The following is a 10928-nucleotide window of genomic DNA, read 5'->3' as shown; positions in this document are numbered from 1 at the left end:
CTAATTGAACCAACGTACTATTTGTACGATAGTTCAATTTACTTGCGGTGGCTCCGTCCGGCAACCGCTCCGAGCCGAATGTCAAGACGGCCGAATCCTCGAGTAGCATTGCGGGCGCAGCTGGTTCACGTTCACCGTGCGGAGTCGGAGCCCCGAACTCCGGTGATCGTGTCGAAACCGGAGGCCGGTATACCGGCATCCGGTGAGAGGGAACCCGGTGGAAATCCGGGACTGTCCCGCAGCGGTGAGTGGGAACGAACGCCGTCAACGAGCACTGGGCACCTGCCTGGGAAGCGACGGCCAGTAGGTCAGCCGCGAGGTTGGTGCCCACGAGTCCGAAGACCTGCCCGCTGTGCCGGACACGCCGTGTCCGGCGGCCTCCGCCTCGAGGATTGGGCGCACGGACCGACACAATGACCGACCCACCGGGACTTCCACGAGCCTGTCTCGTGCTCGGCGCGGTCGGCGGTCGGTGCTGCCCACACAGGCGAGGGCTATCCGCATCCGGACCGGAGACGATCACCGTGGCTTTTTCGCCCACCCCTTTCACCGCAACCGTTCTCGGACTACCCCGCGTAGGGCCGAACCGTGAACTCAAACGCGCTACCGAGGCCTACTGGGCAGGCACAGCCGACGCCGACCACCTGCACACGGTCGGCCGCGAGCTGCGCCACACCCACCTGAGCGTGCTCGCCGCCGCTGGCCTGGATTCGATCCCGGTCGGCACCTTCTCCTACTACGACCAGGTTCTCGACACCGCCGTGCTGCTGGGCGCGCTGCCCCCGCGCGTCGCCGACATCGCCGACCCTCTGGATCGCTACTTCGCCGCCGCGCGCGGCACCGACACCATCGCCCCGCTCGAGATGACCAAGTGGTTCGACACCAACTACCACTACATCGTTCCCGAGATCGACTCCGCGACACAGTTCTCCCTGAACCCGGCCAAGCTCTTCGCCGAGCTGACCGAAGCCGACAACCTGAACATCCCGGCCCGACCGGTGGTCATCGGACCGGTCACGTTCCTCAAGCTGGCCAAGCATGCCGACGGCGCCCCACTGGACCGCCTCGCCGAACTCGTCCCGCTCTACCGTGACCTGCTGGCACGCCTGGCTTCCTCGGGGGTGGAGTGGGTGCAGATCGACGAGCCCATCCTGGTCACCGACCTCAGCGACTCCGAACTGGCCTCGGTGCGTGCCACCTACACCGAACTGGCCGCGCGGACCGACCGACCCGCGATCCTGATCGCCACCTACTTCGGCCACACCGATGCCGCGCTCGCCGAGATCGCGGCAACTCCGGTCGAAGGGGTCGCCCTGGACTTCACCGCGGGCACAACGGTCGACGCGGTGGCCTCGGTGCCCGCCCTGTCGCACAAATTGCTGGTCGCCGGTGTCGTCGACGGCCGCAACATCTGGCGCACCGACCTCGACGCCGCACTGAGCACGCTCGGCTCGCTGCTCGGCAGTGCGGCCTCGGTCGCGGTGTCGAGCTCCTGCTCGCTGCTGCACGCCCCCTACTCGCTCGCACCCGAAACAGGCCTGGAAAAGCGGCTGCGCTCCTGGCTGGCGTTCGGCGCCGAGAAGGTCGACGAAGTGCGTGTCCTGGCAACGGCACTCACCCGAGGCACCGACGCCGTCGCCGCCGAGCTGCGTGCCGCACGCGAGGCCGCCGAGTCCCGCCGCACCGACCCGCGCCTGCACGATGACACCGTCCGCGCCAGGTTGGCCGCTCTCACCCCGGCCGACAGCGAACGCGGCCCCGCCGGGGACCGCCGCGACAAGCAGCGCACGGAGCTGAACCTTCCACCGCTGCCCACCACGACGATCGGCTCCTACCCGCAGACCTCGGCCATCCGCTCGGCGCGCGCCGCCCTGCGCAAAGGCGAGATCGACCAGGCCGAGTACGTCACCCGCATGCGAGCCGAGATCGATGAGGTGATCGCACTGCAGGAGCGACTCGGGTTGGACGTACTCGTGCACGGCGAACCCGAACGCAACGACATGGTCCAGTACTTCGCCGAACTGCTCGACGGTTTCGCCGCCACCGACAACGGCTGGGTGCAGTCCTACGGCACCCGCTGCGTGCGGCCACCGATCCTGTTCGGCGACGTCACCCGCCCAACCCCGATGACCACCGATTGGATCGGTTACGCCCGGTCCCGCACTGCCAAACCGGTCAAGGGCATGCTCACCGGTCCGGTCACCATCCTGGCGTGGTCGTTCGTCCGCGACGACCAACCGCACGAGGATTCGGCCCGGCAGATCGCCCTCGCCATCCGCGACGAGGTCCTCGATCTCGAGGCCGACGGCACGCGCATCATCCAGGTCGACGAACCCGCACTGCGCGAACTGCTCCCCCTGCGCTCGGCCGAACGGCCCGCCTACCTGGCGTGGTCGGTGGACTCGTTCCGCCTGGCCACCGCTGGCGTCGCCGACACCACCCAGATCCACACCCACCTGTGCTACTCCGAGTTCGGCGGGATCATCGACGCGATCGCGGGTCTCGACGCCGACGTCACCTCGATCGAGGCAGCCCGCTCCCACATGGAAGTCCTCGACGACCTCAACGCCGCGGGTTTCGATTTCGGCGTCGGCCCGGGTGTCTACGACATCCACTCCCCACGGGTACCCTCGGTCGAGGAGATCACTACCTCATTGCGGTCGGCGCTGAAAGCCGTTCCGGCCGAACGCCTCTGGGTCAACCCCGACTGCGGGCTGAAAACCCGAGGACCTGTCGAGGTGGAAGCATCACTGCGCAACCTCGTCGCCGCGGCGGCAGCCCTGCGCTGACCGGATAGTCGCGAGTCCGCGTCGGCAGCGCCAACCGACGCGGACCACCGCGCGACACTCCGCCGCTTTCCGCAAGCAGTTCCGGTGGTCGAACCTGAATCAAACCTCGGCCCCAGTCAGCCGAGCTCCTTGGGCGAACCCTCCGTCGACGCCGCAACAGCCGTGGTGGCACTCCCAGACGAAGCAACTGGAACGCGGTTTCTTGAACCCAACCGGACTCTGTGTGCGCGAGCGTAACGGCGAAAGTCATCCTGTCGAGCGCCATCGGATCCTCGCCGATCGCGACGAGAGCAGCCACAACCGCCCGGTGCACGTTGTCGAAGCCCCAAGGGATCGGACTGACTTCGTCTGTGAGAGAAACGATCACAGTGTCGAGCAGACGGTCGCGAATCGCTACACCGCGACTGCTACCGCCACCAGCCAGGCAGCGCTGCCTCCAGATCGGTAGCCGGTCCGGGGCCAGCATCCGCGCCCGGCGGGCGGCGCCGACCGCGAATCAGGGCATCGATTTCCGATTACACTCATCGCATGTCTGTTCGACGGCGGATCACGCTCCTCGCGTTCACCCTGCTGCTCCCCCTCGCCGCCACCGCCTGTACGGTCACCGGGCCCGGAACCACCTCCGAATGCACCGTCAGCGGATGCACCGTCACCTTCGACCGCGGCGTGAACGCCAAGGCCTCGGTGCTCGGCATCGACGCCGAACTCGTCGCCGTGAACGGCAATGTGGTCACCTTGCGGATCGGCGGTCAGGAAGTGACCGTACCCGCCGGGGAATCCCAGCCCGCCGAAGGGATGGATGTGCGCGTCAGCGAGGTCACCGACGAGAAGGTCGTCGTGGTGCTCTCCTCCGGCCTGACCCCGAACTGACACGCCGGAAACCGTTGGGCGCCACGCTCATCCGAGCACGTTCGGTTGATCGAGGATCCAGCGCCACGTGCCGTCGGGTTGTCGACGGGCCACCTCGACGGTCGCACCGGTACCGCCGGGCAGACGGGACGAGGTGAGCGCGAGGTCGCCCGCGCGTAACGCCGGTGCCTGCGGGCCCGGCTGGAACACGGGACGGTCGGCGACGAGGCGGGCGTAGGCCGCCCTGATCTCCTCGATGCCGGTCGCGACCACACCGTCGGGCAATGCGAGCACCGCTTCGGTCTCGTACAGTTCGACCAGGCCGTCCACATCGCCCGCGTTCAACCGTTCGACCACCAGCCTGCTCAGATCCTCCGGGCGCTCGGCCCGTTCCCTGGCGCCCTCGATACTGTCGGTCATCGTCACCCTCCTCGACTCGGGTCCGTGTGCCAACGGTAGCGCCGGGGTACGACACGAACCGGAACCCGGCACCGCCCCGGAAACGACGAAACCCCCGAAAACCCGTGGGCACTCGGAGGTTTCGCGCACAAACTCGGTGTCAGCCGGTCACAGCGGCGGGAACCCCGACGATCCGGTCGCCATCCAGTTCCAGAACTCCGCAGCGCGGTTCGTCACCAACGCGATGACGTCGAGGACAGTGCTTCCCATTGTCTTCCTTCATCCGAACGAACACTCTTGCGCGTTCACCATAGCAACCGGCTTCGAGTGAGCAACGTTGTGATAACGGACAGATGACGAGGCGCCGAACATCACCTCCGCCACGACATCCGGGCACGACAGCCCTCGGCCCGGACATCGCACGGCAGGGTCCGACTCAGCGCGGTGCCATCCGGATGGCACCGTCGAGGCGGATGGTCTCACCGTTGAGCATCGGGTTCTCCACGATGTGGCGGGCCAAGGCGGCGAACTCCGTGGGCTGACCGAGCCGGGAGGGGTGCGGCACCTGGGCACCGAGAGATTGCAGCGCCTCCTCGGGCAAGGTCTCGAACAGCGGCGTGCGGAACAGGCCGGGCGCGATCGTGACGACGCGGATCTTGAAGCTCGCCAGGTCGCGCGCGACGGGCAGGGTCAGGCCGACGATGCCACCCTTGGACGCCGAGTACGCGGCCTGCCCGATCTGACCGTCGTAGGCGGCGACCGAGGCGGTGTTGATGATGACGCCGCGTTCCTCGCCGACCGGTTCGGTCGCCGACATGCGTTCGGCGGCCAACCGGATCACGTTGAAGGTACCGACGAGGTTCACGTTGATCACCTTGGTGAAATCGGCGAGCGGGAACGCACCCTTCTTGCCGACCGTCTTGATGGCATTGCCGATACCAGCGCAGTTCACGGCGATCCGCAGCGGTGCCAACGATTCGGCGACATCGAGAGCCGCGACCACCGCCGACTCATCGGTCACATCCGCGGCCGCGAAAGCCGCGCCCTCGCCCAGTTCCTTGGCGACAGCGGCGCCGTTGGACGAGGGGAGGTCGACGATGACGACCTTGGCACCCTTGGCGTGCAGTTCCTGCACGGTCGCCAAGCCGAGGCCCGACGCGCCGCCGGTGACGATCGCGGACGAGTTGACGAAATCCATACTGTTTCTCCTGTTTCGGTGACGGCCCACCGATATTGACACACTTCGCCAAAACTGTTTGGCTTTCGGGGTGACCGAGCCGACTCCCCGCCGCCCGGGCCGACCCTCGGTGCTCGATACCCGCGCAGTGTCCGTCGGCGCGTTACAGCTGTGGACAGAGCGCGGTTTCGCCGCCACCGGCTGGAGCGAGCTGGCCGAGGCCACCGGGGTCAGCACCCGAACCCTGTTGCGGCACTTCTCCTCCCGCTCCGAGATCGCCTGGATCGGTGTCGCGCCCGCGACCGAACGGCTCCGCGACGCGCTGGCTCGCGCGGCCGCCGACGAGGCGCCCGCGGTGGTCGTGCGGACCGCGATCGTCGGGTCGGTGTCGCGCGACCGGCAGGTCCAGGAGCTCGCGCCCGCCTGGCTGCGGCTGATCTCGTCGGAACCCGAACTGGCCGCGACCGCGCCCCGCATCTACCAACCGTGGATCGATACGCTGGCCGCCTACCTCGCCGACCGGCTGCCCGACTCCCCCGATGCCATCTGCCAGGCCCTCGCGACCGCCTACCAGTCCGCCACCTTCGCCGCGCTGATCGAGTGGGCCGACGCGGGCGCGCGCGGCGATTGCGCGGATTCGGTCGATCGGATGTTGCGCTGGATGGATCCGCACCTGCCGGGCTCCGCGCGGGCCTGATTCCGTCAGGTTTCGCGGGCTGCGCGGTTTCAATGCGGCGCGGCGCGCGCAGGCCCTTCTTCGCGGCGACACGCACAATGCCGTCGAACACCGTGGAGCCACGATCAGTGGCCATCGACCGATCCGATGTCGGCACCGCGCGATCGTCGCCGGTGGCGAGCGCCACCCAGACCACCGAAGGCGCGTCCGGCCATCAGTGGTGAACGGAAGGCTCCCAATCCAGGGCGTCGACTGCGGCACGGTCCCCTTCGAGCCAGGCCCAGAGAATTGCGACGAGTTCCGCCTCGTCGCGCACGACGGTGGACCTGGTCTTCGATGGCGCGTCGGATATCTCGAGGTCGTAGTCGTCCGGCCCGTTGCGGTAGGCCTGGATGAACGTCGGCTGGTCCCGGCGCGACACCACGATGAAGGTGTTGCCGAACTGCAGCGGGATGCAGCCAACCCAGTACGCGAGGTGCTCACGGGTGAGCGTCGTCAGATCCCATCCTCCGACCCGCACCTGGAGATCTCGATGCACCACGGGCGCAGGATCGGGTAGCCGATCCGTCCACGAGCCGTCGACGCGTGGATCAGAACTCATCTTCGTACTCCCACCCGAAGCGCACCCGCGCGTGCGGCACCAGCCGCGTCGCGCGTGCCGTCACTCGCTGCTCGAAATCCTCCTGCCACCGGAAGAATCCCGCGAAGATCACCTTGTGGTCGCCGGAATCGGCGCGTACAGCGAGGTCGTCCCCCACACCGCGCATACTCACGAACACCTCGTCGTCCAACCGCTCCGCGCGCACGACCTCGGTCAACAGGGTGGTCATCCCTGCTTGTTCCCGATCGTCGCGCAACCCGGAGATCTCCACGAAGACACCGACATTCACAGACACGGCACCGACTCTAACCACATCCGGCCTCGATCGCCCGACCGGAAGACTGGACTCGGGGTCCAGCCACAGATCACCTGGTGGCGGGTCCACCGCTCAGTCGGAGTAGTCGGCCGCGTTCTCGAACCGGAACCAGTCGCCGTCGAACGGTTGGTACACGGCCGCGAAGCCCGCCGCTTCCGCCGTTGCAGCTCCCGTATCGTCACCACGTCCGAACCCGATCGGGCTGTGGATCAGCCTGTGCGTCAAACACTTCCGTAGCACGGTCGCCGGTGCGGCAACGCGATCACTCGCGGACCCGCGAATTCACGGAGTGCTCCGCCCCACTGTCCGCACCCAAGCCCGCCAGCAGGCGCAGCCCGTCCTCGGCAGGACTGCCCGGGGCGGCGGAGAGCACCACCAATTCCATACCTGATCCGTCCGGCAGTGCGAAGTTCTCCTGATGTAGTTCCAACAGTCCGACCATCGGGTGCTGGTATGCCTTGCGTCCGTGGGTGCGGGCGCAGACGTCCGCGCGGGCCCACAACCGACGGAAGCGCTCGCTGCCCATCGCCAGTTCGCCGATGAGCGAGGCCAGTCGGGGGTCGTCGGGATACTTACCGGCAGCCAGCCGCAGATGCCCCACCACGTCGAGGGTGCATTTCTCCCAGTCCGCGTACAGGCCACGCTCGGTTTCCTCGAGGAAGATGTGGCGGGCGGTGTTCAGGCCCGGTAGCGACCGCCCGTAGAGGAGTCCGGCCAGGCGGTTCCCGGCCAGCACGTCCAGGCGATGGTCCATGATCAGCGCGGGTGCGCCGACCACGAGATCGAGAACCCGCGCCAGCTCCGGCCGGATCCGCCCGTTCGGCGCCTTGGCGCGGCGGCGACGCTGCCGGGCCAGTCGGTAGAGGTGCCCGCGTTCGGTCTCGTCGAGCCCGAGCACACGAGCGAGCGCGTCGAGCACCTGCTCGGAAGGTTGCGTCGCCCGACCCTGCTCCAAACGCACGTAGTAATCGACGCTGACCCCGGACAAGTGCGCGACTTCCTCGCGGCGCAACCCTTCGACGCGACGGCGTGCGTCGGTGGGTATACCGGCGGCCGCCGGGTCGACCCTGGAACGCCGAGTCCGCAGAAATCCCGCCAGATCGTCCATGTTCCCAGTATGACCACGGCCCGGCCGGTGAAGGTGGCCCTGCCGATACCAGGAACTCCCGTCCGATGGATCGAGCGCCCCTGAATATCGGGCGCGTGGGCGGTCAGGCTCGAAGACATCCGAACCGAAGGAGTTCTCATGAAAACGCTGATCGTCCACGCTCATCCGGAGCCGAAGTCGCTGAACAGCTCACTGAAGGACCTGGCCGTGTCGACGCTCGAGCAAGCGGGGCACGAGGTGCGGGTGAGCGATCTGTACGCGATGAACTGGAAGGCGGTCGTCGACGCCGCGGACTACGGCCCCGATGCGTCGCGTCCGCTGAAGGTGGCCCTGGATTCGGGCCGAGCCTTCGACACCGGAACGCTCACCGCGGATGTCCGCGCCGAACAGGAGAAACTGCTCTGGGCCGACATGATCATCTTCCAGTTCCCGCTGTGGTGGTACACGATGCCCGCGATCCTCAAAGGCTGGGTGGACCGGGTGTTCACCTACCACTTCGCCTACGGAGTCGGCGAGCACAGCGACACCAGATACGGTGAGCGCTTCGGCGAAGGCACCCTCGCGGGCAGAAGAGCTCTGCTGTCAGTGACGATCGGCGGCCCCGAGTCGCATTACGCCGCTCGCGGAATCAACGGCCCCATCGACGATCTGCTGTTCCCGATCCACCACGGCATCCTCTACTACCCGGGAATCGAGCCGCTGCCGCCGTTCGTGCTGTACGGCGCCGACCGCATCACCGACGAGGACTACCCGGACATCGCTGAGGCATGGGAACAGCGCCTGCTCACCCTGACATCGACCGAACCGATCGCGTTCCGTCGGCAGAACTTCGGTGACTACGAAATCCCCTCGTTGCACCTGAAGCAAGGACTCGAACCCGCGGGCCGCACCGGTTTCGGGCTGCATGTTCGCGGCTGACCGGTGACGACCCTCCGATTGTGGCGGCGGTGCGCCTGAAGTTCCGCGCACCGAACGTCACTCTCGCGATCGGGCTCGGCATCGGCAGGCTCGTTTTCCGTCGCGGGCACCGCCCTACTGGCCGCCGCCTGACCCGGGTCGAGGTTCATCGGGTGGTCGCGGCGTACGGAGCCGATGCGATCATCCAGTTGCTGAACTCGCACGCCAGATGCCATTGGTGCTGATGGATGTTCCTGGCGGGCACCGCCGAGGGGAACTGCGCGGTCAACAGTGCTTCGAGCGCGCCGTCGCGGTCGCGGAACTGATGTCGAACCCCGCCGATGACCAAGCCGTCGTCGAGCAGAGCCGTACCGGCGATCTGGACTGGGTAGGTCGGGTCGACAGGGACGCTGACTGTGTCGGTGCGCTGGTAGTCGACGAGGAATCGGGTGGCAGCCGGGGAACCGCCCGTGGTTTCGACGACTTCTTGACGGCCGTCCGGCAACCCACGCAGCAGGTAGTGGTCCGGACAGGCCGAATTCATCTCGGCCTCGTCGTCGATCACGACCAGATTGTCGAACCAGTCGGCGAATCGCTGTGCCGACAGTCCCGGCACCCGCAGATGGGTGACCGAGTACTTGACCCGACCTCGGCTCGTGGCGACCGCGAGCCGCGCGATCCGCTCCGAGATCGCCAGTTCGCGCTTGAGCATCGCATACGTGCCCGCATGCCCCAGCTGGGTCTTGAGCGAGAGCAGGGCGGATCGGCGCGCCTCCAGCGGCGCACCTCGCAATTCGCGGATCGAGAGGTCGTGGAGGATCTCGCCTGCACCGAGCGCACCCAGGCGTGCGGCGAACTTCGCGAGCACGGTGTCGGCGCGTCGCGATTCCCACTGGAGAACGTGATCCCGCGTCAGGACACGCTGTCCGATGGTCGCGCGAATGTCGTTCGGATCGATCATGAACGGTCCTGCCTTCCTGGCGGCGACATACGAGGTGTTCAGCCCGAACGGGCAACGTTAACGCTATTAGAATTTGCGTTAAGAGTGCCCTAGTTGCCCGTGATGCGCAACCCGGTCGGCTGTCGCGCCGTACATCTCACCTGCGGCCGAACATTTCGGCGGCTATCCTCACACGTCCCTTCTCCGATCGAACTCCCACGGGAGGTGCCGTACGGGTGAGCCGGAACCACCATCGAGCGAACGTGGCGACCCGATGACGATCGTCGGGTACTTCGACAGCTTCGCCGAGGACGACACGATCCTGCGCGCCACGGCCACCCTGGCCGGGTGTGACGCAGGCGCCCAGTGACCGTCGGGCACGGGCATCCGCGACGACAGCGCGGGGCGGCCGCTCCCGTCCGACCCGCCACCGTCGACGACTTCACGGCTCCGATCCACCGGCGTGGTTGGAGCGGAACGGCTGGACCTCACCCTCTCGACGCCGCACTTCTCACCCCGGCTGCGGCGCTGCCCGCGAGTCACCTCACGACCCGGCCCAGTCGGCCCGACCGGGCACGAGGCCGCCCCCGACCTCGACGCACTCATGCACAAGTGCTGATTGCCGATTGCTGATTGTGGCATTCCTCTGCCTATTGGCTACGATCGCTCAGCGTGCCACCCAGACATCCCACCCCTCGCTCACCGCTCGGCCGAGGCGCAAAATGGGATACATATACGGCACAGCGATCCGTCCTTGCCGTCACACACAATGTCACTGCCGCGACCCGCCTGTTCGACACCCTGCCACTCATCGCTGAAGACCCCCGAGTCCGTGTCACCTTTACGCGCACCGAATCGTCCGCGTTCGACAACGGCACCACCGAATTCCTCGATTCACGCGGCGTCACTACGATTCCTTGGACCGAAGCCACCGCACACCGATTCGACCTCGCTATATCCGCGAGTTACGGCGGCAACCTACATGCATTGAAATCACCACTCATCGTAATCCCACATGGAATGGGATACAATAAATACCTGAGCAGGGAGCAGGGAGCAGGGAGCAGGGAGCAGGGAGCAGGGAGCAGGGAGCAGGGAGCAGGGAGCAGGGAGCAGGGAGCAGGGAGCAGGGAGCAGGGAGCAGGGAGCTTTTGGACTTTCTCCTGAATGGCTTCT

Annotated in this window: 10 protein-coding genes and 1 riboswitch; of the genes, 4 read left to right on the top strand and 6 right to left on the bottom strand. The window is 66.9% G+C overall.

The window, feature by feature from the left end:
• The first annotated feature begins 164 nt into the window (after positions 1 to 164).
• A riboswitch (cobalamin riboswitch) is annotated at positions 165 to 365 on the top strand.
• A gap of 153 nt (positions 366 to 518) precedes the next feature.
• Both metE and NC7_RS13900 read left to right on the top strand, forming a co-directional pair.
• The gene (metE, locus tag NC7_RS13905; protein WP_373861251.1) at positions 519 to 2789 is read left to right on the top strand and encodes a 5-methyltetrahydropteroyltriglutamate--homocysteine S-methyltransferase; all 2271 of its coding nucleotides are present in this window, start codon (positions 519 to 521) and stop codon (positions 2787 to 2789) included.
• 528 nt (positions 2790 to 3317) lie between these two features.
• On the top strand, positions 3318 to 3659 hold the full coding sequence (locus NC7_RS13900) for a hypothetical protein (protein ID WP_067983035.1): 342 nt from the start codon (positions 3318 to 3320) through the stop codon (positions 3657 to 3659).
• A gap of 27 nt (positions 3660 to 3686) precedes the next feature.
• Here NC7_RS13900 and NC7_RS13895 read toward each other — a convergent pair whose 3' ends face one another.
• Both NC7_RS13895 and NC7_RS13890 read right to left on the bottom strand, forming a co-directional pair.
• A complete protein-coding gene (locus NC7_RS13895; protein WP_067983034.1) occupies positions 3687 to 4058 on the bottom strand; it encodes a YybH family protein in 372 nt (123 codons plus the stop codon).
• Positions 4059 to 4473: 415 nt separating this feature from the next.
• On the bottom strand, positions 4474 to 5235 hold the full coding sequence (locus NC7_RS13890; RefSeq protein ID WP_067983032.1) for a 3-hydroxyacyl-CoA dehydrogenase: 762 nt from the start codon (positions 5233 to 5235) through the stop codon (positions 4474 to 4476).
• A gap of 70 nt (positions 5236 to 5305) precedes the next feature.
• Here NC7_RS13890 and NC7_RS13885 point away from each other — a divergent pair, with 70 nt between their 5' ends.
• Positions 5306 to 5911 (top strand): acyl-CoA-like ligand-binding transcription factor, encoded by a 606-nt coding sequence (locus tag NC7_RS13885; RefSeq protein WP_067983695.1) that lies wholly within the window; start codon positions 5306 to 5308, stop codon positions 5909 to 5911.
• A 193-nt stretch (positions 5912 to 6104) separates the two neighbouring features.
• On the opposite strand, the gene NC7_RS13880 is transcribed toward NC7_RS13885, so the two are convergent.
• From NC7_RS13880 to NC7_RS13870, 3 genes are all read right to left on the bottom strand, one after another.
• Positions 6105 to 6491, bottom strand: a complete 387-nt coding sequence (locus NC7_RS13880; protein ID WP_157101998.1) for a hypothetical protein — start codon at positions 6489 to 6491, stop codon at positions 6105 to 6107.
• Positions 6481 to 6786, bottom strand: coding sequence for a hypothetical protein (locus tag NC7_RS13875; RefSeq protein WP_157101997.1), 306 nt, complete (start codon positions 6784 to 6786; stop codon positions 6481 to 6483). Before NC7_RS13875 ends, NC7_RS13880 begins: the two co-directional genes overlap by 11 nt.
• 283 nt (positions 6787 to 7069) lie before the next feature.
• Entirely contained in the window at positions 7070 to 7915 is an 846-nt protein-coding gene (locus NC7_RS13870; RefSeq protein WP_067983026.1) for a helix-turn-helix transcriptional regulator, read from the bottom strand.
• Between the two features lie 138 nt (positions 7916 to 8053).
• On the opposite strand from NC7_RS13870, the gene NC7_RS13865 reads away from it, so the two are divergent.
• Positions 8054 to 8833 (top strand): NAD(P)H-dependent oxidoreductase, encoded by a 780-nt coding sequence (locus NC7_RS13865; RefSeq protein ID WP_067983024.1) that lies wholly within the window; start codon positions 8054 to 8056, stop codon positions 8831 to 8833.
• A 145-nt stretch (positions 8834 to 8978) separates the two neighbouring features.
• Here NC7_RS13865 and NC7_RS13860 read toward each other — a convergent pair whose 3' ends face one another.
• Complete coding sequence (locus NC7_RS13860; protein WP_067983022.1) at positions 8979 to 9773, bottom strand: hypothetical protein; 795 nt, start codon at positions 9771 to 9773, stop codon at positions 8979 to 8981.
• Positions 9774 to 10928: the final 1155 nt, after the last annotated feature.

The sequence above is a fragment of the Nocardia caishijiensis NBRC 108228 genome, from assembly GCF_001612825.1.
GTDB lineage: Bacteria > Actinomycetota > Actinomycetes > Mycobacteriales > Mycobacteriaceae > Nocardia > Nocardia caishijiensis.
The sequence above is the reverse complement of the archived record's forward strand: the minus strand, read 5'-3'. Positions and strand labels throughout refer to the sequence as shown.